This is a genomic window from Curtobacterium sp. Curtsp22, from assembly GCF_059492135.1.
Map to the genome: position 1 here is coordinate 1847433 of NZ_CP168519.1, position 21208 is coordinate 1868640.

The following is a 21208-nucleotide window of genomic DNA, read 5'->3' on the forward strand; positions in this document are numbered from 1 at the left end:
GGGGGGTGCTCCAGGGGTGACGGGAACGGGAAGGCGGCCGGCGCCGTCGCACGGGACGGACGCCGGCCGGCCCGCGGTCAGCCGGAGACGACCGGCAGGTGGATGCCCGTGCCCGGGTCGACGACGGTGCCGGTGCCGCCGCTCCCGGTTCCCGTGCCCGTGCCCGAACCGGCAGCGGCCGGGGTCACCGTGATCGCGAGCGGTGCGACGAGCGCCGAGGCGCCGGAGGCGTCGACCACGTCGATGGTGTGCGCTCCCGTGGCCGTGCCGGCCGGGATGGTGACACTGCCGGACACCGTGCCGTCCGCCGCGACGGTGAGCGTGCCCACCGTGACCGGGGTGGAGTGCAGGACGACCCGGACCGAGGCCCCCGGGGTGAACCCGGTGCCGGCCAGCGCGAGCGACCCTCCGGCAGCGACCGAGGTGCCCTTCGGCGCCGTGAGGACGCCGGTCACGACGCGAGCGGTGCCGCCGGTCGAGAGGACCTTGGCGGTGCCGTCGGCCGACACCGCGACCGTGGCGCTCGTGGCGGCGGCGAGGTCGAGACGCTCCCACGAGCCCGCGGCCGAACCGGACTGGTCGAGCGGGTAGCCCGACGCGATCTCGGTCTGGGCGAGCACGGCGGTGCGCTGCGCGTCGGTCAGGGTCGGGAACGCGGTGAGGAGCAGGTTCGACGCACCGGTCGGCACCGAGGGGGCGAGCCCGGTGGTGCCGGTCGCCGCGAAGCCGTAGGTCATCCGCTCGCGGTAGACCGCCGCGGCCGAGGCGCGGTCGGTGACCACCTGGGCGGTGCCACCGGGGATCGCGGCCCCGCCGTACGGGTCGTCCGAGTACGCCGTCGAGTGGGCGATGCAGTTCGCGAGCGTGTCGCCGCACTGCTGCTCGAGGTACGAGACGAGTTCCTTCCGCGCCGGCTCGAGGACCTCGGTGCGGTACTGGGTGTCCGACCAGCGGGCCGCGAGTGCCGCTTCGCCGTCGATGCGCCCGCCCATGATGTCGAGTGGGTAGTGGACGCCGAGCACGATGCGGTCGTTGCCGGCCTCGGAAGCGCGGGCGAGCAGCTCGGGTGCCAGCTCCGGCACGAGGGTGGCGAGGGTGATGCCTGCCTGGTACGCCGTGGTGGTGTGACCGCTCGGGTACGAGCCGCCCGTGCAGATGCCGGCGGTGCCGTACCCGGGGTCGAGCACGACGTCGTTCGGCGAGAACTCGTGCGACGTGTCCGTGGCGACCGGCACCCGCGTGATGTCGAGCGTCCCGTCCGCCGACGCCCAGGCCTTGCCGGCGCGATTCGCGGCGAGCGACGACGCGTTCACCTTCGCCGGGGCGCAGCCGGTCTGGTCGTCGGTCGCGGGCAGCGTCGCGGTGCTGCTCGCCGGCAGGTACGGCCGCGGGTAGCTGTAGTGCGCCTTCGCGTCACCCGTGCTGACGTACGCGCCGCTCGTGCCGTTCGAGGAGTTCACCACCGCCGAGGTCAGCGGCAGCTTCCCGGCGTTCCGACCCTCGACGTAGATCTTCTCGAGTGCCGGACCGAGGCCCTGCGACACCGTCATCGACTGGTCGTAGGCGGTGTTCGTGGCGTTCTGGTACTCGGAGTCCTGCAGCGCCTTCAGCTGCTGCGCCTTCGTGGCGTGCTGGTTGATCCACGAGGTCAGCCGGTCGTTCTCCGCCAGCGTCCCGGCATCGAGCACGGTGCCGTGCAGGTCGTTCGTCCCGCTCGACTTCCAGTACTGGTCGTACCCGCTCAGCAGGGAGACGAGGTCGGGCTTGGCGGTGTCGCTCGGGTACCCCGCCGCGGTGGCGACGAGGGGCGAGCCGACGACGAGGGCGGTCGCGACGGCGGCGACGGTCACCCCGCGGAGTGCTGATCTGTGCATGCGCCGAACGCTAAGGACGGGTGGTTGCCGAGCGGGGAACGGTGCACCAAGCCGAGGTGAACCGGACCGCAGCCTGTGCGCACTCGCAGCACCGCGCCTCCCGTCCGTCCGTCGTCACCACACGGCGGACTGGGCCCACGCTCGCCGGTCCCTGAACGACGCGTCAGCGGCGGTCAGGCCGTGCCGAGTGGGGAGAGGCGGGGCTCGTCGCCCAGCACCGCGTACGCCCCCATGGGCGGCACGTTCCGCCACCGGCGCCGCAGGCGGCGCGGCCGGTCGTCCCGCCACGCGATCACCCCGCCGGCGACGACCCCGAACGCGAGGACAGCGAAGGACAGCAGCCCGATCACGCCGACGACGACGAGCTTCGACGGGTCCTGCACGTCCGTCGTCGCCGAGAGGCCGATCGACCCGAAGTCCCAGAACGCGTGCAGCAGCACCGGCAGGAGCAGGTTCCCGGTCAGCCGACGCGTGACGTAGAGCGTCGAACCGAACGACGCCGCGAACACGACCTGCACGAGCGTCACTCCGAGACCGGCCCCGGCGAGGGCGTTGAGCAGGTGCAGCACCCCGAACAGCGCGCACGACGCGATCCACACCCCGAACTCGGGCAGGCGCCGCCGGAGCCCGACGAGCAGGACGCCGCGGGTCATCAGCTCCTCGAAGACCCCGACGAGCAGCACCCCCACGGCGAGCAGCAGGAAGTAGCGGACCGGCAGCGCCGACCAGTCCACGAGCGGCAGCCGCACGATGCACACGACCGCGATGAGGATCGGCGCCACCATCGTCCACCGCAGGCGCGTGCGCGTCGGGTCGACGGTCGCGATGCGCCACCAGCCGAGCCCGGTCACGACGACGCAGAGTGCGACGGCGGCGATGCCCTCCGGGACGACGAGCGACCGGACGACGCTGTCCACCGTCTGTCCGAGGGTCGGGTAGTCGTCGCTCGGCCGGGCCCGCCAGGCGCTGACGGCCGCGAACACCACGAGCGGCGCGAGGCCGACGAGCAGCGACGGCGGAACGGGCCAGCGGCGGCGGCGGGAGGGGTCGGCGGCGGTCACCTGCCGTTTGTACCATTGGGGCATGCGCTTGCCCTCCCTGTCCACGATGGCGGAGGACTACGTGAAGCTCGTCTGGAAGGCGAGTGAGCGCGGCGGGACGGGCCTGGCCACCCGCGACATCGCCGCGGCGCTCAAGGTGTCCGCGTCGACGGTCTCGGGCAACCTCCGGAAGCTCGACCGCGACGGCCTCATCGAGCACACCCCGTACTACGGCGTCGTGCTCACCCCGCTCGGCCAGCAGGTCGCCGTGGCGATGGTCCGGCGGCACCGGCTGATCGAGACGTTCCTCGTGCAGCGGCTGGGGTACTCGTGGGACGAGGTCCACACCGAGGCCGAGGCGCTCGAGCACGCGGTGTCGGAGACCTTCCTCGACCGGGTCGACGCCGACCTCGGGCACCCGACGCACGACCCGCACGGCGACCCGATCCCCCGCGCGGACGGCACCGTGCCGGACTCCCCCGGGACCCTGCTCGGGGCCGTCGAGCCCGGGGCGTGCGGCACCGTCGACCGGGTGTCCGACGACGACCCCTCGCTGCTGCGGTACTTCGACGAGCTCGGGGTCGGGCTCGGGACGCACCTGCGCGTGGAGCAGGTGCGTGACTACGCGGGCGTCATCGCGGTGTCCCGGCGGTCGTCGGACGGGTCGGAGTCCCTCGTGGACCTGCCCGCGGCGGCGGCGTCCGCGATCTGGCTCGCCCCCGACGCCGACTGACGCCCGCGCGCCCGTCGCGCCGCGCACCGCGGTCGCACGACATGCCGCTCACGTCCGCCGAGATCGCACGAAGCGCCGCCCGGCCGCCCGCCATCCGGCAGAACACGCGACCTCACGAGGTCCGGAACGCGCCCACGGGACGGACGGGAGGCGCGGTGCCAGCCCGCACCGCGCCTCCCGTCGGCCGCGCACCGCGGTCGCACGACATGCCGCTCACGTCCGCCGAGATCGCACGAAGCGCCGCCCGCACGCCCGCCATCCGGCAGAAAACGCGACCTCGGCGCCTCGCGCCCGCGCGTCAGCCGCGCAGCACGGGGGACGACGCCCGGCGGAACGGCGCCGTCACCGTCGGCAGGATCTCCCGCCGGTTGATCCAGAACACCACGACCGCCGCCACGAGGTGCACGATGCTGAGCACCCACCGCCCGTTCGTGTCCGTCACGAAGAACTGCACCGCGAACAGCGCCGCGAGCCCGATCGCCGACCACCGGTGGAACCGCAGCGCGATGATGATCGCCACGCCGAGCACGGTCTGCGACGCGGTCAGCATGAACTCCTCGACCTGCCGACCGTCGAGCGGCAGCCCGCCCGAGGTGCCACCGCCGAGCACGTGCGCGATCGGCAGCGACCCGACGAGCAGCGACCACTGGTTGACCTTCGACGCGATGAGCGTGCCGATCGCCGCCCCGCCCATCCCCCGCAGCGCGAAGAGCGCGGCGACGATGAACTCCGGCGCCTCCGTGGCGAGCGGCGCGAGCCACTGCACGAGGAAGTAGCTGTCGATCCCGAGCGCGCTGCCGGACTGCACGAGCGCGTCCGCGAACGGCTCCGCCGAGGACAGGATCACGGCCGCGGCGACGACGAACAGCGCCACGATCGTCCAGCGACGCCCACGCTGCGGCATCGAGGCGATGTTGCCCGCCATGCCGACCATCTCCTCCTCGTCGTCGTCGCCGTCCTCGACCTTCGACGCCCGCCAGAGGTACCAGACGAACGCGGCGAGCAGCACGAACCCGAACCACATCGGGATCGAGCCCATCAGCGGGATGAGGAACGCGACGAGGGCCAGGAGCGCGAGGAACCCGATGTCGAGTCGCGAGGACCGTTCGAGCTCCAACACCCGGGTGGCCGAGGCGGGGAGCGACCCGGTCCGGACGAACCGGCGCGCCACGAGCAGCGAGATGATCACGACGAGGGGCCACCCGAACCCGAGCAGCAGCCGGTTCGAGCCGGTCATGTTGGCCGCGGCGAACTGCTCGTACGAGGGGTCGTACCCGGAGCGGAACGCGTAGTACAGGTCGACCGCGTACTCGGGCAGCACGGCGATCAGGGCGAGGATCGCGATCGCGAGGGCGCCGGCTATGTCCTTCTGCGCGGCCTCGGCGGCCCAGGCGAGCAGGAACGAGGCGGCGACGACGGCACCGCCGAAGACGAGCAGGTCGACGACGGGGTTCGGCGCGAACCCGCCGATCCGGAAGACGACGGCGGGCAGGGCGATGGCGATGCAGATCGCGATGCGGCCCCAGGCGCTGGCGCCCATCCGGGATGCCACGACGCCGGGCGTCGGAGCGGGAGACAGGGTGTCGGTCATGGTGGTCCTCGTGGTCGAGCCATGACGCTGCACACACTCGAGCGGCTTCGGCCATGGCGGAACGGCCGAAGGTCTCGCTCGCCTCGAGGGCCACGTGCACCGGGCCGATCGTCGTGATGGCCAGTGTGTCGATGCACGCGCTGGGAGCTACTCCCCTTCGCCACCCACCTTGGCGCGCTCCGATCCGCGTGCGCAAGCCGATCCGGCCTGTTCGGCGTCCCGAATCCGGGTGTTCCCCGACCCGCCCCGGAACGGCCTGGAGGCGCGTGGCGGCGCCGCACCGCGCCTCCCGTCCGTCATCGGGTCGCGCCCACCGCGTTTCGTGCGCAGAAACGGTCGGGTCACCCCCGCCGACTCGACCGTTCCTGCTCACCGAACGACCCCGCGCGGGACGCGCCGCGCGGGACGCGCGGCGCGGGACGCGCGGCGCCGCGCGCGCTACCCCTTCGCGGAGCGGGTGCGGCCGAGGGCGACCTCGCGGCGGGCGCGCTCGACGGCGAGGGCACTCGCGGCGTCCGGGTCGCGGAGCAGGCGGTCGACCTCGGCCACGTGCGCACGGACGTCGTCCGCACCGCGCGCCGAGGCGTCGCCGAGGATCGGTCGCACGGCGTCCTCGCCGAGTGCGACCAGGGCGCGGGACAGACTGAGCCGGGTCTCCTGGTCGCCACGGCCGAGGTGCTCCGCGAGCGTCCGGGCGAGAGCGTCCCGCTCGGCGTCCGGGACGAGTGCGGCAGCGGTGCGCCACGCTGCTCGGAGGACCCCGACGTCGGAGTCCCGCAGCAGGGGCCGCACCGACGGCCAGACCGCGGGGTCGCCGATCTTCGAGAGGGTGTGCAGCGCCTGGCTCCGGGCCTGCGGCAGCGGTCGGTCGAGCTCGGGCAGCACCCGACGGACGACCGCGTCGGCGGGGAGCCGGATGAGCGCCCACGTGAGCATGTCGCGGACGAAGAAGTCCGGCTCGACGGCGCACTGCTCCACCAGCACGTCGAGGTCCGCCGGGTCCGGGTGCGTCCCCGCTGCCATGACGGCGCGGAGGCGGACGGACGAGCGCGGGTCGGCGAGTGCGGTGGTGAGCGCGGACATGGTCCCATGCAAGCGCACCGTCCTGCGTGACGTCCGGAGACCGCCCGCCAAGGGTCGAGGCATAGCGTGGGCGGGTTCGTTCGACACGACCACGAAAGGATCCCCATGCCCCGCATCGGTACCAGTGACCTCACGGTGTTCCCCCTCGCCCTCGGCGGCAACGTCTTCGGTTGGACGGCCGACGAGCAGACCTCCCACCAGGTGCTCGACGCCTACACCGCGGCCGGCGGTGACTTCGTCGACACCGCGGACGTCTACTCCGCCTGGGCACCCGGGAACTCCGGCGGCGAGTCCGAGCAGGTCATCGGCTCGTGGTTCGCGAAGTCCGGCAAGCGCGACGACGTCGTCATCGCCACGAAGGTCTCCCAGCACCCGCAGTTCCAGGGCCTCTCCGCTGCGAACGTCGCCGCGGCCGCACGCGCGAGCCTCGAGCGGCTCGGCACCGACCGGATCGACCTGTACTACGCGCACTTCGACGACGAGTCGACCCCGCTCGAGGAGACCGTGCGCGCGTTCGACCAGCTCGTGCGCGACGGTCTCGTCCGGTACACGGCCATCTCGAACTACTCGAAGGAGCGGGCGGCGGAGTGGATCCGCGTCGCGCGGGAGAACGACCTCGCCCTGCCCGTCGCGATCCAGCCGCACTACAACCTCGTCACCCGCGAGCCGTACGAGTCGGACATCGCTCCCCTGGCCGCCACCGAGCACCTCGGGGTCGTGCCCTACTTCTCGCTCGCGGCGGGCTTCCTCACCGGCAAGTACCGCACGAAGGAGGACTTCGCCGGCAAGGACCGCGAGGGCCAGGTCTCCGGCTACTTCAACGAGGCGGGGCTCGCGGTGGTCGACGCCCTCGCCACGATCGCCCAGGACCGCGGTACCGAGGTCGCGACGGTCGCCCTCGCGTGGCTGCAGGCGCAGCCGGACGTCGTCGCGCCGATCGCCAGCGCACGCAACACCGAGCAGCTGCCGGCACTGCTGGCGTCGGCGGAGCTGGAGCTCAGCGCCGACGAGCTGCGGACCCTCTCCGACGTGTCGGGGAAGGTATCGGCCGCGGCCTGACACCGGCGCGGTCGACCCGGGACGACATCATCGATGTCGTACGACCTCGGTGATGTCGTTCCGGGTCCGCCCGGCCCGACCCCTCACGCGCTCGGCGCGACCGACCCCGTCATGGTTTCGCCCGACGACCGGGTGACGAAGCACGAGATGAACGTGTCCCCCTGGTCCCACGTCGCCTGGTCGGGCGCGTAGGAGCCTTGGACCTGCACGTCGCCGTACGCCGCCGCGGCCGAGGCGTTCAACGCCGCCGAGGTCTGGCACTGCTCGGCCGCCTGGGCCGCGAGCGCGTCCGGCCCGGGCCACTGGTTCGCCGAGACGGGCAGCCGCGCGGTGAGCTGGGCGACGTGCGGCGTCTGGCAGTCGACGACCGTGTAGGTCTGCGCCCACGCGTTCGTGAACGGCGACAGGCACTCCCCGCCGGCGAGGTCGGTCCACGCGTGCTCGCCGGGGGTCGCCGGCGTCGTCGCGAACTGCAGCGTCTCGAGCGAGGTCGATGCCGACGAGGGCTGCGACGCCGCGGCGGACGGCGTCTCCTTCGGGGTCGCCGCCGCCGAGGCCGCTGACGTCGAGGTCGGCGCCGGCGTGCGCTCCTCGATCGAGTTGCCGAGGATCCACCGCGTCAGCGCGAACACGGCGACGAGCAGCACGACGATGAGCGCCACCGAGCCCCAGATGAGCAGCCGCTTCCCGCGCTGTCCCTCGTTCCGGAGCTTGGCGAAGCCCTCGTTGATGAAGTTGTCGCGGTCGCCACCGCCCGCGGAGGCCGACGGCACCGGCGCCACGGGTGGCTCGGGCGTGCGCTCGGGCGCGGGTGCGTGCGCCGGCGTGGCACCGACGGCCGGCATCATGCGCGTTCCGGTGTCGTGCGGGTCGTACCCGGTCCCACCGAGCTGCCCGACCGCCTCGGTCCCGAAGAGGTCCTTGATCGCACTCGTGTCGCTGGTCTCGCGACCGTCCCACTCGGACTGGTCGAGGTCGTCCGGCGCGGCGGCCGGGAGCGGTGCCGGCTCGTCGCGCTGCGGCGCCGGCTCGTGACCGCGGATGCCCATCACGGCGTCGAGGTCCTGCCCGACCGCCGGAGGCAGGTGCGCGGGGTACGCGCTCGGCTCAGCCTCGGACGCGGCCGGTTCGACCAGCGGCGGGGCAGCCGTGGGCGGCACGGTGCCGTCCGGCTCGGCCCACCACGGGCCGCCGGCGACGGGCAGCGCCGTGGTCGGTTCGTCGGCCTGGAGGCGCGGCTCGTCCTCCGGCGCCGCCGTCGCGTCGGCGGGGCGCCCGGGCTCCACCGCCGCGGTCGGCTCGACGACGGGCGTCCCGCCGACCGGGGTCGGCAGCGCACCCGCGACGACGTCGTCGTCCGGGTCGTCCGAGTCGTCCGAGTCGTCCGCCAGGCTCCACGAGCCACCGGCCAGCGCCGTCGTGTCGAACGCGTTCGTGGTCAGGGTCGCCGGGACCTCGCCGGCCTCGTCGTCGCGGATCGCCCAGTCGAACGGGCGCTCCTGCCCACCGGTGCCCTCGCCCTCGCCGTCGGCGATGCGGAGCAGCTCCGTGAAGCTCGGCGGTTCGTCGGTGGCCGGCAGGACGTTCTCCACGCCGACCGGCTGCGGCACGACGGGGAATGCGGGGGCAGCGGGTGCGTCGGCCGGCTGCGAGCCCGTGGCCCGACCGAGCCAGTCGACGTCCTCGCGCCCGGCGCCGAACGGGTCGGTGCGGCGCCGCTCCTCGTCGATCGCGCGGTTCTCGGCCGCACGCTGGTCGCGGTGGGACTGGGCGGTCGGCAGGCTGATCGACGACGGGTGCGGTGCGGTCGACGACGGCGGGACCGGGGCCGCTGCGGGGATCCGGTCGGAGAGGGTGGCCCGCTCGGCCTCGGCATCGGCCTGGGGGTTCTCGGACGGTGCCTCGAGCTGCTCGGGCATCGAGATCGCCTGCGTGGAGTCGTCCTCGGCGGACGACGCGGACGACGCGGGCGATGCGGACGACGCGGGGGTCACGGGCTCGTCGGACACCACCGGCTCGAACGGGTCCGGCAGGGGTGCGCCGGTCTCGCGCGCGGTCTTCTCCGCCTCGCGCCGCTCACGGCGCGAGGGCCAGTCGTCCGCACCCCGCGGCGCACCGAAGATGTCGGCGGCACTGCGGAGACCGTGGAACGGAGCGTCCGGGGCGGAGTCGCGCCGTGCCTCCAGTCCGTCGTCCCCGTCTGCGGGACCGGCGGTCTGGTCGGGCTCGTGCGCGTCGTCCGGACGCTCCTCGGTCACGCGCTCAGCCCCAGATCAGCCAGCCCGATCGCCGCGAAGTACGGGTACCCGGCAGCCTCGATCTTCTCCTTCGCGCCGGTGTCGCGGTCGACGACGACGGCCACGGCGGCGATGATCGCGCCCTCGCGCTCCAGTGCCTCGGCGGCCTTGAGCGGCGAGCCGCCCGTCGTCGAGGTGTCCTCGAGCACGATCACGCGCTTGCCGGCGAGGTCCGGCCCCTCGACCTGCTTGCCTCGGCCGTGGTCCTTCGGCTCCTTGCGCACGACGAACGCGTCGTAGGCGAGTCCGCGGGCGGCGGCCTGGTGCAGCACGGCGCTCGCGATGGGGTCGGCGCCCATGGTCAGCCCGCCGACGGCGGCGACGTCCGGCACCTGGCCGATGAGGTCGGTCATCACCTGACCGATGAGGGGGGCGACACGGTGGTCCAGGCTCACCTTGCGGAGGTCGATGTAGTACGTCGCCTTCTTCCCGCTGGTGAGGGTGAAGTCTCCGTGGAACACCGCTTCGTCCGTGATGAACTGGATGAGCTGGTCGCGCGCGTCGGTCACAGCCCACAAGGGTAGCCGGTCGTCCCCGCAGCGCGCTGCCCCGTGTGGGTGGGGTGCGCTGCGAGCCACGCTCGGTACGCTCCGGTCATGTCCTCCGACGCGCGCCCGGTCAGCGAGGTCGTGCGTCCGACGGGCGGCTCGCGGTGGCGCGCGCGACGGCTCGCGGTCGGCCAGGAGGCCCTGGGCGCCCTGGTCGCGCTGGCCCTGGCCGTCATCGCCCTGCGCCACGTCGTCGCGACCTCCAGGGTCGCCCTGCTCTGGTACGACGGGGACTCGGTGCTGCTGCCGCTCGTCGAACGGTCGATGCAGCTCGGGCAGCCGTTCGAGTGGGCGATGTCCCCGGCGCTGTTCTTCTTCCCGGAGCTGCCGGTCTACCTCCTGTGCTCCCTCGTGACGGCCACGCCGCAGCAGGCGCTCGCGCTGAACGGCGTCCTCGTGCTGCTCGCCGTGTACGCGCTCGTCCGGGCCGCGGCGAACGAGCTCATGCCGGCGGCCCGGCGGTCGGCCCGGATCGCGGTGTCCGCGGTCGCCCTCGGGTCCGTGACGCTCCTGGTGCTCACCGAGTCGTCGGCCACCGCGACCTCGTTGGAGCTCGCCTCCCTGCTCCTCACGACGACGTACTACTACGGCGCGGTGCTGGCGATGCTCGGCACCGCGGTGCTCGTGCTCCGTGCGGTGCGGCTCGGGCGGGCGTCCGTCACGGTCCTCGTCGTGCTCGGCCTCGTCGCCGCGTGCACGACGGCGTCGAACCCGCTGTACGTCCCGTGGTCGGCCGCCCCGGTCGTCGTGACCCTCGTGCTCCTGGCACTCACCCGCCGGCTCCCGTGGCGTCCGGTCGGGCTGCTCGCCGGGACGCTCACCCTCGGGTCCGTCGTCGGGTACCTGCTGCGGATCCCGCTGCGGCCGTTCGTGTCCCTCGACCCGTCGACCTACGTCCAGCCGTCGCGGGCCGGCGAGACGCTCGGGTTCTTCGCCGCGCTCACCGACGACCGCGCGGGGTCGGCGGCGGGCGACGCGGGGCTGCTCCTGCTGCTCGTGGGGGTGCTCCTGTCGGTCGGCGGGACCGTCTGGGCGTGGCGGGTCCGGACCTCGCGGACCGTCCTCGTCGCCGCAGCGCTCCCGCTCGTCACCGTCGTGGCGGTGTCGGTCGGGGTCGTCGTCGCGGGATCGGAGACCCCGCGGTACCTCGAGCCGATCGTCACGGCGCCGCTGCTCGCCCTGGTCGCGGTCGCCGAGCTCGCCCGCACCGCCGTCCGCCGGACCCAGGTGCACCGGCCGCGACGCGGCATCCGGGCCGTGCTCGCCCTCGCGGCCGCCGGGGTGCTGCTCGCCGGGATCGCCACCGCACCGAGCACCGCCCGCGCGGTCGCACAGGCGCGCTACGACCCGGCGGCCTGCCTCGACCGCTGGGCCGACGGGCGGGACGTCGTCGGGGTCGGGCAGTTCTGGACGGTCCGCCCGCTCGCCGCGTACGCGTCCACGAACGTGCAGCTGCTGCAGGTGCGGGACACGTTCCAGACCTACCCGTGGCTCGTCGACCTGGGGGCCTACCGCGACGCCACACCGACCTTCGTGGTGATCGGGTCCGGCGACGTCTGGACGACCGCCGTCGAGGACTCCCTCGGGCCGCCCGCGACGATCACGCACTGCACCGGGTTCGACGTGTACGACTACGCCGGCACGTCGGGCGCCGCCGTCCTGCAGCGGGACGTCGTCGACAGTGCCGATGCCATCCGGCGGGAACGCGGCTTCTGAACGCCCGCCCTGCGAAGTTGTCCACAGCCGCGCGGCGACGGCCGATCGTGCCTGAACGGATGTATAGGCTCGTGCCCGTGACTCGTCCCACCAGCCACTCCCGTCCCCGTGCCACCGTCCGACTCCGTCTCGCCGCCACCGGCCTCGCGCTCGCGGGCCTCGTCGGCACGGTGGTGTTCGACGCGCCGGTGGCGAGCGCGGCGACCTACCCCTCGTGGGACGAGGTCATGGCCGCGCGCGGGCAGGAGTCCGACAAGCAGGACCAGATCACCGAGATCCGCGGCATCATCTCCGGGCTGTCGAGCAAGGTGAAAGCGGCCGAGGCCGAGGCCGAGCGCCTCGGCACCGAGTTCTTCGATGCGCAGAGCAAGGCGCAGGACGCCGCCGAGAAGGAACAGCGGCTCCGCGCCGACGCCGACGACCACGCCGAGGTCGCCGAGCAGAGCGCCGCCCAGGCGGGCCAGTTCGCCGCCCAGATGGCCCGGTCCGGCGGCGCCGACGTCACCGCGTCCGTGATCTCCGGCGGCCAGGACGCCAGCGACCTCCTCTACAACCTCGGTGCGCTCAGCAAGCTCTCCGAGCAGGCCGAACGCGTCGAGGCCGCCGCCACCGCCGACGCCGCCGTCGCCCGGTCCCTCACCGCCCAGGCCGACCGTGCGTCCGAGGCGCTCGACGACCTCGCTGCCGAGGCCGAGCGCCGCATGCAGGCCTCCCAGGCCGCGGCGGACAAGGTGCAGGCCGCCTACGACGAGCAGCAGACCAACAAGGCACGGCTCGACGCCCAGCTCGCGACGCTGACCTCCGGCCGGGTCCGGACCGAGGCCGAGTTCGCCAAGGGCGAGGCCGTGCGCAAGGCGGCGGAGGAGAAGGCCGCGCGCGAGGCCTACCTCCGGGCCATCGCCGCCCAGAACGCCGCGAACGCGGCCAACGCCGGCAGCGGCGGCGGGGGTGGCGGTACCGGCAGCAGCGGCTCGGGTTCCAGCGGTTCGCCGGGGTCCGGCTCGGGGACCGGGTGGGTCCGTCCGGCCAGCGGGTACGTGATCAGCCCCTACGGGTACCGCGTGCACCCGATCTACGGCACCGTGATCAAGCACGACGGCGCCGACCTCGCGAGCGGGTGCTCGACGCCCATCGTCGCGGCGGCCGCCGGCACGGTCGACTACGCCGGCTGGTACGGCGGGTACGGCAACTACGTCCGGATCAGCCACGGCGGCGGGGTCCAGACGGCCTACGGGCACATCGTGAACGGCGGGTTCCGGGTGAGCCCCGGCCAGCAGGTGTCGGCCGGGCAGCTGATCGCGCTCGTCGGCTCCACCGGCAACTCGACCGGCTGCCACACGCACTTCGAGGTCCACGTGAACGGCGCCACGGTCGACCCGGTGCCGTTCATGCAGGCGCGGGGCGTGGCCTTCTAGCCGTCCCGTCGGGCATCCGGTCCGGCGCTCGTCCCGTCGGCGGTCTCCGTGCCGGACGCGATCTCCGTGCCGGACGCGGTCTCGATGCCGGACGCGGTCTCGATGCCGTCGTCGTCCAGGTTCCACAGCGCCCGGTACCAGGCCGTCCGCTCCTCGTCGACGGGCAGCCCGTACGCCTCGTGGAAGAGTCCGTCCCACCCGGGGCCGTAGTTCCACCCGAGCGCCATCGTCGCCACGCCCAGGTCCGCCCAGCGGTCGGCGATGCCGAGGGCGTCGAGGTCGACGTGCCCGGCGAACCGACCGTCCGCGCCGATCAGGGTGTTCGGCGTGCACGGGTCGCCGTGGCACACCACCACGCGGTCCACGGGCGGCTCCGGACCGAGCGCCTCGGGGTCGGCGCCGGCAGCGCGGGCCCGTCCGGCCCGCTGCACGGTGGACCACTCGAACGGGCAGTCGAGCACGGGCAGGGTGTCGTGCAGCGTCCGCAGTCCCTCGCCGGCCGCGATCACGGCCGTGCGCGGTTCGTCGTGCCACCGCGGGTCGACCGCGCTCCACCCCGGCAGCGCGCGGGTGCGGACCCAGGCCCCCTCGTCGTCGACCCCGTGGTCGAGGAGTTCCGGGACGCGCGCGTACCGGGAGGCCCAGGTCAAGCGTGCGGCCTCGCCGACGATCCAGGGCGCATAGGCGTGCGGGAGCACCTTGACGTACTCCTCGGCCAGGCCGTCCGCACCGATGCGGAACGTCCGGCCACCGATCTCGTTGACCCACACAGCCTGCACCGGACGACCCCGTGCGACGCGACGGACGACCGCGGGCACCGCGACGCCACCCCGCGCACGGGACAGTCCGTCGATCGAGCGCGGCATGCCGACCTCAGTGCACCCGGTCCGTGCGGCCGGAGCCCGCGCCACCCCGGGCGATCTCGAGCAGGACCGGCAGACGGTCCCCGAGCAGGGCGTCCAGGTCGGCGACGATGTCCTCCACCCCGGTCGTGATGTCGCGCGGCGAGGCTCCGCGACGGGGTCGGACGCGGATCCGGATCGCCCGGCCGCCCCGGACCCGGAACACGTCGACCGCGAGCGAGCCCACCTGCGGCATGGCACCGATCGCCGACGACAGCGCGTGCTGCACCGCGGCGGCGTCGATCCGGACCGAACCGGCGACCCCGCCGGCGGACCCGTCGTCCTCGACCACGGTGCCGACCCGACCGCCACCGAGCGTCGACAGCACCACGATCGCCAGGACCCCGAGCACCACCGCGCCGCCGAGGACCCAGGTCCACGCCGTCACCGAGGTCTCGCGCGGGGCATCCGCGCCGAGGGCGTCGAGCACGCCGGCACGCTCGTGCCACGCCGTGGCCGCCCACGGCAGCGTCTGGACGAGGATCGCCCCGACGCCGAGCACGAGCAGCGCGAGTCCGACCAGCACGAGCGCCGTCCGTCCGACGACGCGGTTCGTCGCGTTCATCCGTCCACCCGTCCGGTCGGCTGCACGCGGACCCGCGCGGTGACGCCGGGCTGCGCGTCGATCGCGGCGAACTCCGCGGTCACGGCCTCGGTCGCGGCGACCGCGGGGACGTCGGCCCCCGCAGGCGGGCGGAGCACGACGTCGACGGTCCGACGGCCGACGGTACCGATGGCCGCGTCCTGACCGAGCCGGGTGGCCGACCGAGCGGCCCGCGCGGCGGCCGATGCGAGCACCTCGTCGTCGACGACCACAGCGAGCCGCGACGACGACATCGCGTGCCGGGGGCGACGCTGCGGCAGGAGGCCCTGCGCGAGGAACACGAGTCCGACCAGCGCGACGATCGCCGCGATGCCGACCACGACGGTCGCGTCGAGCCCGCGGGGCGCCCGGGCGGCGGCGTCCACGACCGCACGGGGGTCGACACCGAGCGCACGCTGGTCGAGGAACACGAGTGCGGCGGCGAACACGGCGGCCGCGGCGAGCAGGAGGGTGACGAGCATCGCGACGACGACCGCTCCGGACCGCGAGGCGTTCGTCTCGCGGCGGACGATCCGGCGGTACACCCGGTCGTGGGTCGGGCCGGCCGGCAGGGAACGCTCGGTCACCGGACCCTCCTCGGGGTGTCGACGACGGACGACGAGAACGTCACGGTCACCCGTTCGACCTGTCGGCCGGTGATGGCGCGGAGCCGCTCGGCGATCGTGCCGCGGGCGCGGTGCGCCGAGGTGGTGACGGGTTCGTCGGGGACCGCGTGGCTCCCCAGCACGGGGACGGCGAGCGGTGCGGTGATCTCGACCGCCAGCCCACCGCGGCCGTCGTCGGCGACCCGGGCACGCGCCTCCTGGAACGGCACCCGGAGCGCTTCCGCAGCGACCGCCTGCGCAGTGTGCACGAGGGCTGCCGAACCGATCCGGTCGGAGCCGGGGACCCGTCCGCCGCTGCCGGGACCGGCGACGGCGGGCGTGCTCACGACGAGCTCCGGCGTCCGCGCAGCACGTCGAGGAGTCGGCGCACGTCGACGTCGCCGGTGACGATGCGGGCGACGATCCCGCCCACGAGCATGCAGACGGCGACCACGACGAACGCCCAGGCACCGAGCGTCACGGCGACGATCGCGAGCAGTGCGCCGACACCCATGCCGACGACGGTGGCGTTCACCGGACGCGGCCCTCGGCGTCGTCGGCGACACCGTTGAGGGCGGGGATGTTCACGTCGTTGATGGCGATGTTGACCTCGGTGACCTCGAGCCCGACGAGCTCGGTGACCGCGGCCGTGACGGCCGCGCGCACCGCGGTGGCGACGTCCATCATCGGCGTCGGGTAGTCCACGACGATCGTCAGGTCGACCGCGACCTGTGTCTCGCCGACCTCGACGCGGACGCCCTGGCCGAGCGCGCTCGAGCCGATCGCGTCACGGATCGCGCCGAACGCCCGGGCCGCGTTGCCGCCGAGCGCGAAGACGCCGGGGACGTCCCGGGCGGCGATGCCGGCGACCTTCGCGACGACCGTGTCGTCGATGATCGTCCGGCCCTTGGTGGTGACCTGCGTCGTCGTGGTGCCGGTCGTCGCGGTCCCGTCGACGCGGTTCGTCGTCGATGCCATGAGTGCCTCCGATGCAGTCTCGTCCTGTGGTCCAGCGAACACCATCGTGCCGTGCACCGCCCGGGAGCAGGGCCCGGCACGCGGAGCCCCGCCGGGCCGGCGCACGGTAGGTTCGGACCCATGCGCGTGGCGACCTGGAACGTGAACTCCGTCCGCACCCGAGTGGGTCGGATCGTCGACTGGCTGGTGCGCGAGGACGTCGACGTCCTCGGCATGCAGGAGATCAAGTGCAAGCCGGAGCAGTTCCCGGTCGAGGCGTTCGAGGCCGCCGGGTACCAGGTCGAGGCGCACGGCCTGAACCAGTGGAACGGGGTGGCCTTCGCCAGCCGCCTCCCGCTCGAGGACGTCACCCGCGACTTCCCCGGCCAGCCCGGGTTCCTCAAGGGGCACGAGGGCCCCGACCTCCCGGTGGAGGCCCGCGCCCTCGGTGTCACGGTCGACGGTGTCCGCCTGTGGAGCCTCTACGTGCCGAACGGGCGCGAGGTCGGCGACCCGCACTACACGTACAAGCTCGACTGGCTCGGGCAGTTGGCCGACCGCACCTCGGAGTGGCTCACCGCGCACCCCGAGCAGCCGCTCGCGCTGATGGGCGACTGGAACGTGGCGCCGCTCGACTCCGACGTGTGGGACGTCTCGGTCTTCGAGGGGCACACGCACGTCACCGAACCCGAGCGCGCGGCCTTCCGGGAGTTCGAGGCGCGTGGCCTGCAGGACGTCGTCCGCCCGATCGTGCCGGACGGCTACACCTACTGGGACTACAAGCAGCTGCGCTTCCCCCGCAACGAGGGCATGCGCATCGACTTCATCATGGGCTCGCAGGCGTTCTCGGACGTCGTGACGGACGCCCGCATCCACCGCGACGAGCGCAAGGGCGACGCGCCGAGCGACCACGTCCCGGTGTCGGTCGACCTCGACCTCGAGACCTCGCTCGACGACGACCGGCCGATGATCTTCTGACGCCTTCTGTTACTCCCCGCGTCCGCCCTCGTTGAGCGGGGCGGACCCAGCGACGTACGTTGCCTGCACCGAACCCCTTCGAGAGCAGGTGAAGCCATGTCCCGCACGACCCCGTCGACGATCCTTCCGATCCAGCGCGTCATGGCCGACGCCACGCCCCGTGCCTGGAGGGACGGCATCGTCGTCGAGACACGCCCCGCCGACGTGGTGGTCGCGTTCCTCGACGGCGGCGTGACGCAGCTGCGGGTGGCGGACGCCGACACGCTCGTGTCGGTCGGCGACCCGGTCGCCCACCACCCGGCCGCGGAGATCCTCAGCGCCGGCGGTCGGAAGACCACCGCGCGCACCGCGTGACGCGTCAGGCGGTCATCGAGGCCATCATCGCCTCGCACTTCGCGACCATCTCGTCGCACGCCATGGCGCAGTAGCGGCACGACTCGTCCATGTCCGCGTGGCTGCGGCACTCCGCGGCACACGCCGTGCCCATCGCGACGCAGGCCGTGAGCATCGCGCGCATGCTGTCGACGTCCATGCCCATCGGACGCATCATCATCCGCATGCCGGTGTCGGCCATCATCGCCGTGTTCGAGCACATCGCGGCACAGGTGGCCATGTCGGCACCCATCTGCATGTCGCTCGCGGAGCACATCGTCGCGGCCATCGACGCGGCGTTCATCGCCATCATCGTGTCCTGCATGAGCTCAGCGTCCATCGCCACGGGCATCTCGCTCGTGGACATGGTCTTCATCATCGCCATGGTGTCCATCGGGGACCTCCTCTTCCGTTCGGTGGCGCCCACGGTACGCGCCGCCCCGATGCGTGACGCGGCTACGGGTGCAGGAGCGCGGCGACCGCGACCAGCACCGGCACGGAACCGATCGTCGAGATGAGCACCACGTCCCGCGCGACCGGCACCGCCGCCCCGTACCGCTGCGCGTAGTTGAACACGTTCTGCGCTGCCGGCAGCGCCCCGAGGGTCGTGAGCACGAAGACGTCCTGGTCCCCCAGCCCGAACACGAACCGGGCGAACACGAACGCCACGGCCGGCATCACGACGAGCTTGATCGCCGACGCCACGATGACGTCCGTCCGGATCGCCGGGTCGCGGAGCGGGGTCGCCCCGTGCAGGCTCATCCCGAACGACAGCAGGACCACGGGCACGGCGGCCGCCCCGACGAGCGAGAACGGCTCGAGCACGGGCGTCGGGAGGTCGATGCCCGTCGCCGAGAAGACCAGGCCCACGAGCGAGGCGATGATGATCGGGTTCCGGAACGGCCCCGAGACCCGGCGCCACCAGCTCCCGCCCGCCGAGGTCGCGGTGTCCAGGATCGTCAGCGCGATCGGCGCGAGCACGATGAGCTGCAGCAGGATGACCGGCACGACCGCGGTGGCCTGCCCGAGGACGTACACGGCGACCGGCAACCCGATGTTGTTCGCGTTGACGTAGCTCGCGGCGAGCGCCCCGACCGTCGTGGTCGCGAGCGGCCGGCGCAGGACGACCCGGAAGACCACGCCGGCGCCGATGGCCACCACGACCGCGCTGAGCAGGGACACCCACAGCATGGGCGACAGCAGGACGTGGATGTCCGCCGTGGCGATCGTGTGGAAGAGCAGGCAGGGCATGAGCACGAAGAACGCGAGCCGGCTCATCACGAACTGGGCGTGCTGGCCGAGCAGTCCGATGCGTCCGACGACGTACCCGGCGGCGATGATCGCGCCGATGATCGCGAACCCGGTCAACACGCCACCCATCGGCTCCATCCTTGCACCATGTGACGTTGCTCAGGCCGGAAATGCGAACGCATGGAATACCGTTGTGCCCACCATGACCTCGACGAACTCCAGCACGCTCACGCGTTCGACCGACTCCAGCCAGCCCCTCGTCCCGTTGCTCGAGGAGCGGTGGAGCCCCCGTTCCTACGACGAGACCGCGACGATCGACGACGCGGCGTACGACGCGGTCCTCGAAGCCGCTCGCTGGGCCCCGTCGGCCATGAACTTCCAGCCGCGCCGCTTCATCGCCGGCCGCCGTGGCACCGAGACGTTCCGGAAGATCAACGAGAACCTGCTCGGGTTCAACGCCGCCTGGGCCTTCCGCGCCAGCGCCCTGGTCGTCGGCGTGCTCGAGACCGTCACCGAGGACGGCGACGAACGCCCCTTCGCCCAGTACGACCTCGGCCAGTCCCTCGCGGCCCTGACCGTCCAGGCGCACGCCGAGGGCCTGCACGTGCACCAGATGGCGGGCATCGACGCCGAGGGCCTCCGTGCCGCGTTCGACCTGCCGGAGCGGTTCCTGCCGTACACGGTCACCGCGATCGGCACCGTGGCGGACCCGTCGCAGCTCGACGACAAGGCCGCCGAGCGCGAGGTCGCCCCGCGCACCCGTCTCCCCCTCGACGAGGTCGTGCTCGTCAAGGAGTAGTCCTGCACCACCGCACGCGGCCGCATCCCCACCGGGGTGCGGCCGCTGCCGTGTGCGGCGGGGCGTAGCATGTACTGACATGCAGCACGACGCGAACACCCCCGGCCCCGAGATGAACTTCTACACCCGCAAGTGGGTCCGTCCGGAGGACCTCAACGCCAACGGCACCCTGTTCGGCGGCAGCCTCCTCCGCTGGATCGACGAGGAAGCCGCCGTCTACGCGATCATCCAGCTCGGCAACGGCAAGGTCGTCACGAAGTACATGTCCGAGATCGTGTTCGTGTCGTCCGCGCGCGAGGGCGACATCGTCGAGATCGGTCTCGTCGCCACCCGCTTCGGCCGCACCTCGCTGACGATGCGGGCCGAGGCACGGAACCTCTTCACGCACCGCAGCATCCTCACCATCGACGAGGTCGTGTTCGTGAACCTCGACGAGGACGGCTCCCCGGCGCCGCACGGCTACACCGACATCACGTACGACCGCGACCGGGTGCCCGCCACGCACCGCGCGTGACACCGCAGACATCGCGCAGCGCCGTCCGGGCAGGGCATCGCACCCGGCATGTGATCGGGGGCCTCTGGCAGGATCGGGGCATGACCACGCCCCGCCTCGTCGCCTTCGACCTGGACGACACCCTCGCCCCCTCGAAGTCCGCGCTGGACCCCCGGATGCTCGAGACCTTCGCGTCCCTGCTCGAGGTCGTGCCGGTCGCGGTGATCTCCGGCGGCAACTTCCAACAGTTCGAGCAGCAGCTGGTCGCACCCCTGCGGCGTCGCGACGGGCTCGTGCTCGACGACCTGCACCTCCTGCCGACCTGCGGCACCGCCTACTACCGGTGGACCGGCGACGACTGGGCGCTCCAGTACGCCGAGGACCTCACCGACGAGCAGAAGGCGCGCGCCCTGGCCGCGGTCGAGGCCGAGGCAAAGGCCGCCGGGTTCTGGGAGTCCGAGACGTGGGGCCCCATCCTCGAGGACCGCGGGTCCCAGATCACGTTCTCCGCGCTCGGCCAGTCCGCTCCGGTGGACGTGAAGAAGCAGTGGGACCCGACGGGCGCGAAGAAGGACGAGCTCCGTCGGCGCGTCCAGGCCGAGCTGCCCGACCTCGAGGTCCGTTCCGGTGGCTCGACGAGCGTCGACATCACCCGCAAGGGCATCGACAAGGCGTACGGCATGCAGCGCCTGGCCGAGATCACGAGCGTCGCGCTCGACGACATGCTGTTCGTCGGCGACCGCCTCGACCCCGAGGGCAACGACTACCCGGTGAAGGCCCTCGGCGTCCCCTGCCACGCGGTCGAGGGCTGGGAGGACACCGATGCGTTCCTCACGGAGCTGATCCCCACCCTGCGCTGACGGAACGAGCGCCGGCGGTACGGGCGCTGACGCGCCGACGGACGGGAGGCAC

General features: G+C 73.2%; 23 protein-coding genes. 9 read left to right on the plus strand and 14 right to left on the minus strand.

The window, feature by feature from the left end; translation table 11 throughout:
• Window positions 1-77 precede the first annotated feature (77 nt).
• Entirely contained in the window at window positions 78-1874 is a 1797-nt protein-coding gene (locus ACEN8D_RS08785; protein WP_413399793.1) for a phosphatase PAP2 family protein, read from the minus strand.
• Between the two features lie 173 nt (window positions 1875-2047).
• Complete coding sequence (locus ACEN8D_RS08790; protein WP_413399794.1) at window positions 2048-2935, minus strand: CPBP family intramembrane glutamic endopeptidase; 888 nt, start codon at window positions 2933-2935, stop codon at window positions 2048-2050.
• Window positions 2936-2957: 22 nt separating this feature from the next.
• Between ACEN8D_RS08790 and ACEN8D_RS08795 the strand changes: the two genes are divergently transcribed.
• Window positions 2958-3647, plus strand: coding sequence for a metal-dependent transcriptional regulator (locus tag ACEN8D_RS08795; protein WP_309778327.1), 690 nt, complete (start codon window positions 2958-2960; stop codon window positions 3645-3647).
• A gap of 298 nt (window positions 3648-3945) precedes the next feature.
• Here the strand turns inward: ACEN8D_RS08795 and ACEN8D_RS08800 are convergent, their stop codons facing one another.
• Window positions 3946-5238 carry a sodium/calcium exchanger protein gene (locus ACEN8D_RS08800; RefSeq protein WP_254791855.1) on the minus strand — a complete coding sequence of 431 codons (1293 nt, stop codon included), beginning with the start codon at window positions 5236-5238 and terminating at the stop codon, window positions 3946-3948.
• A gap of 438 nt (window positions 5239-5676) precedes the next feature.
• Entirely contained in the window at window positions 5677-6321 is a 645-nt protein-coding gene (locus ACEN8D_RS08805) for a HEAT repeat domain-containing protein (RefSeq protein ID WP_413461899.1), read from the minus strand.
• Window positions 6322-6426: 105 nt separating this feature from the next.
• Here ACEN8D_RS08805 and ACEN8D_RS08810 point away from each other — a divergent pair, with 105 nt between their 5' ends.
• Window positions 6427-7380 (plus strand): aldo/keto reductase, encoded by a 954-nt coding sequence (locus tag ACEN8D_RS08810; RefSeq protein WP_413400189.1) that lies wholly within the window; start codon window positions 6427-6429, stop codon window positions 7378-7380.
• Between the two features lie 83 nt (window positions 7381-7463).
• Here ACEN8D_RS08810 and ACEN8D_RS08815 read toward each other — a convergent pair whose 3' ends face one another.
• Both ACEN8D_RS08815 and pyrE read right to left on the minus strand, forming a co-directional pair.
• Entirely contained in the window at window positions 7464-9638 is a 2175-nt protein-coding gene (locus ACEN8D_RS08815; RefSeq protein WP_495601235.1) for a hypothetical protein, read from the minus strand.
• Entirely contained in the window at window positions 9635-10186 is a 552-nt protein-coding gene (pyrE, locus tag ACEN8D_RS08820) for an orotate phosphoribosyltransferase (RefSeq protein WP_022905654.1), read from the minus strand. The genes ACEN8D_RS08815 and pyrE overlap by 4 nt, the downstream gene beginning before the upstream one ends.
• An 87-nt stretch (window positions 10187-10273) precedes the next feature.
• On the opposite strand from pyrE, the gene ACEN8D_RS08825 reads away from it, so the two are divergent.
• Window positions 10274-11941 carry a hypothetical protein gene (locus tag ACEN8D_RS08825; RefSeq protein WP_495601236.1) on the plus strand — a complete coding sequence of 556 codons (1668 nt, stop codon included), beginning with the start codon at window positions 10274-10276 and terminating at the stop codon, window positions 11939-11941.
• Between the two features lie 77 nt (window positions 11942-12018).
• Window positions 12019-13356: a peptidoglycan DD-metalloendopeptidase family protein gene (locus ACEN8D_RS08830; RefSeq protein ID WP_309778316.1), complete on the plus strand. Its 1338-nt coding sequence runs from the start codon at window positions 12019-12021 to the stop codon at window positions 13354-13356.
• On the opposite strand, the gene ACEN8D_RS08835 is transcribed toward ACEN8D_RS08830, so the two are convergent.
• From ACEN8D_RS08835 to ACEN8D_RS08860, 6 genes are read right to left on the minus strand one after another with little or no spacing between them, the layout of a single operon-like run.
• Window positions 13353-14222, minus strand: coding sequence for a phosphotransferase (locus ACEN8D_RS08835; protein ID WP_413398682.1), 870 nt, complete (start codon window positions 14220-14222; stop codon window positions 13353-13355). The two genes, ACEN8D_RS08830 and ACEN8D_RS08835, sit on opposite strands and share 4 nt — an antisense overlap.
• A gap of 7 nt (window positions 14223-14229) precedes the next feature.
• Window positions 14230-14823, minus strand: a complete 594-nt coding sequence (locus tag ACEN8D_RS08840; RefSeq protein WP_309778312.1) for an Asp23/Gls24 family envelope stress response protein — start codon at window positions 14821-14823, stop codon at window positions 14230-14232.
• Entirely contained in the window at window positions 14820-15428 is a 609-nt protein-coding gene (locus tag ACEN8D_RS08845; RefSeq protein ID WP_413398683.1) for a hypothetical protein, read from the minus strand. The genes ACEN8D_RS08840 and ACEN8D_RS08845 overlap by 4 nt, the downstream gene beginning before the upstream one ends.
• Window positions 15425-15793 (minus strand): hypothetical protein, encoded by a 369-nt coding sequence (locus ACEN8D_RS08850; protein WP_402716170.1) that lies wholly within the window; start codon window positions 15791-15793, stop codon window positions 15425-15427. Before ACEN8D_RS08850 ends, ACEN8D_RS08845 begins: the two co-directional genes overlap by 4 nt.
• Window positions 15790-15981, minus strand: a complete 192-nt coding sequence (locus tag ACEN8D_RS08855) for a hypothetical protein (RefSeq protein ID WP_070417057.1) — start codon at window positions 15979-15981, stop codon at window positions 15790-15792. The genes ACEN8D_RS08850 and ACEN8D_RS08855 overlap by 4 nt, the downstream gene beginning before the upstream one ends.
• Entirely contained in the window at window positions 15978-16424 is a 447-nt protein-coding gene (locus ACEN8D_RS08860) for an Asp23/Gls24 family envelope stress response protein (RefSeq protein ID WP_413398684.1), read from the minus strand. Before ACEN8D_RS08860 ends, ACEN8D_RS08855 begins: the two co-directional genes overlap by 4 nt.
• 120 nt (window positions 16425-16544) lie before the next feature.
• On the opposite strand from ACEN8D_RS08860, the gene ACEN8D_RS08865 reads away from it, so the two are divergent.
• The gene (locus tag ACEN8D_RS08865; RefSeq protein ID WP_309778307.1) at window positions 16545-17381 is read left to right on the plus strand and encodes an exodeoxyribonuclease III; all 837 of its coding nucleotides are present in this window, start codon (window positions 16545-16547) and stop codon (window positions 17379-17381) included.
• 96 nt (window positions 17382-17477) lie between these two features.
• Complete coding sequence (locus ACEN8D_RS08870) at window positions 17478-17735, plus strand: hypothetical protein (RefSeq protein WP_070417059.1); 258 nt, start codon at window positions 17478-17480, stop codon at window positions 17733-17735.
• A 4-nt stretch (window positions 17736-17739) separates the two neighbouring features.
• Here the strand turns inward: ACEN8D_RS08870 and ACEN8D_RS08875 are convergent, their stop codons facing one another.
• Complete coding sequence (locus tag ACEN8D_RS08875) at window positions 17740-18147, minus strand: four-helix bundle copper-binding protein (protein ID WP_070417060.1); 408 nt, start codon at window positions 18145-18147, stop codon at window positions 17740-17742.
• 62 nt (window positions 18148-18209) lie between these two features.
• Window positions 18210-19133, minus strand: coding sequence for an AEC family transporter (locus ACEN8D_RS08880; RefSeq protein ID WP_071294426.1), 924 nt, complete (start codon window positions 19131-19133; stop codon window positions 18210-18212).
• Window positions 19134-19206: 73 nt separating this feature from the next.
• Between ACEN8D_RS08880 and ACEN8D_RS08885 the strand changes: the two genes are divergently transcribed.
• The 3 genes from ACEN8D_RS08885 (at window position 19207) to ACEN8D_RS08895 (ending at window position 21156) form a co-directional block, all read left to right on the plus strand.
• Complete coding sequence (locus ACEN8D_RS08885; protein WP_070417061.1) at window positions 19207-19803, plus strand: nitroreductase family protein; 597 nt, start codon at window positions 19207-19209, stop codon at window positions 19801-19803.
• 79 nt (window positions 19804-19882) lie between these two features.
• Window positions 19883-20317 carry an acyl-CoA thioesterase gene (locus ACEN8D_RS08890; RefSeq protein ID WP_083295084.1) on the plus strand — a complete coding sequence of 145 codons (435 nt, stop codon included), beginning with the start codon at window positions 19883-19885 and terminating at the stop codon, window positions 20315-20317.
• 80 nt (window positions 20318-20397) lie between these two features.
• Window positions 20398-21156, plus strand: a complete 759-nt coding sequence (locus ACEN8D_RS08895; RefSeq protein ID WP_071294424.1) for an HAD-IIB family hydrolase — start codon at window positions 20398-20400, stop codon at window positions 21154-21156.
• The last annotated feature ends 52 nt before the right edge of the window (window positions 21157-21208 follow it).

Excerpts from the sequence above, each read along its gene's own strand:
- ACEN8D_RS08805 (WP_413461899.1), bottom strand. The coding sequence starts at position 6,321 with ATGTCCGCGCTCACCACCGCACTCGCCGACCCGCGCTCGTCCGTCCGC.
- ACEN8D_RS08795 (WP_309778327.1), top strand. The coding sequence starts at position 2,958 with ATGCGCTTGCCCTCCCTGTCCACGATGGCGGAGGACTACGTGAAGCTC.
- ACEN8D_RS08895 (WP_071294424.1), top strand. The coding sequence starts at position 20,398 with ATGACCACGCCCCGCCTCGTCGCCTTCGACCTGGACGACACCCTCGCC.
- ACEN8D_RS08835 (WP_413398682.1), bottom strand. The coding sequence starts at position 14,222 with ATGCCGCGCTCGATCGACGGACTGTCCCGTGCGCGGGGTGGCGTCGCG.
- ACEN8D_RS08875 (WP_070417060.1), bottom strand. The coding sequence starts at position 18,147 with ATGGACACCATGGCGATGATGAAGACCATGTCCACGAGCGAGATGCCC.
- ACEN8D_RS08880 (WP_071294426.1), bottom strand. The coding sequence starts at position 19,133 with ATGGGTGGCGTGTTGACCGGGTTCGCGATCATCGGCGCGATCATCGCC.
- ACEN8D_RS08840 (WP_309778312.1), bottom strand. The coding sequence starts at position 14,823 with ATGAACGCGACGAACCGCGTCGTCGGACGGACGGCGCTCGTGCTGGTC.
- ACEN8D_RS08810 (WP_413400189.1), top strand. The coding sequence starts at position 6,427 with ATGCCCCGCATCGGTACCAGTGACCTCACGGTGTTCCCCCTCGCCCTC.
- ACEN8D_RS08860 (WP_413398684.1), bottom strand. The coding sequence starts at position 16,424 with ATGGCATCGACGACGAACCGCGTCGACGGGACCGCGACGACCGGCACC.
- ACEN8D_RS08865 (WP_309778307.1), top strand. The coding sequence starts at position 16,545 with ATGCGCGTGGCGACCTGGAACGTGAACTCCGTCCGCACCCGAGTGGGT.
- ACEN8D_RS08825 (WP_495601236.1), top strand. The coding sequence starts at position 10,274 with ATGTCCTCCGACGCGCGCCCGGTCAGCGAGGTCGTGCGTCCGACGGGC.
- ACEN8D_RS08885 (WP_070417061.1), top strand. The coding sequence starts at position 19,207 with ATGACCTCGACGAACTCCAGCACGCTCACGCGTTCGACCGACTCCAGC.
- ACEN8D_RS08890 (WP_083295084.1), top strand. The coding sequence starts at position 19,883 with ATGCAGCACGACGCGAACACCCCCGGCCCCGAGATGAACTTCTACACC.
- ACEN8D_RS08785 (WP_413399793.1), bottom strand. The coding sequence starts at position 1,874 with ATGCACAGATCAGCACTCCGCGGGGTGACCGTCGCCGCCGTCGCGACC.
- ACEN8D_RS08870 (WP_070417059.1), top strand. The coding sequence starts at position 17,478 with ATGTCCCGCACGACCCCGTCGACGATCCTTCCGATCCAGCGCGTCATG.
- ACEN8D_RS08800 (WP_254791855.1), bottom strand. The coding sequence starts at position 5,238 with ATGACCGACACCCTGTCTCCCGCTCCGACGCCCGGCGTCGTGGCATCC.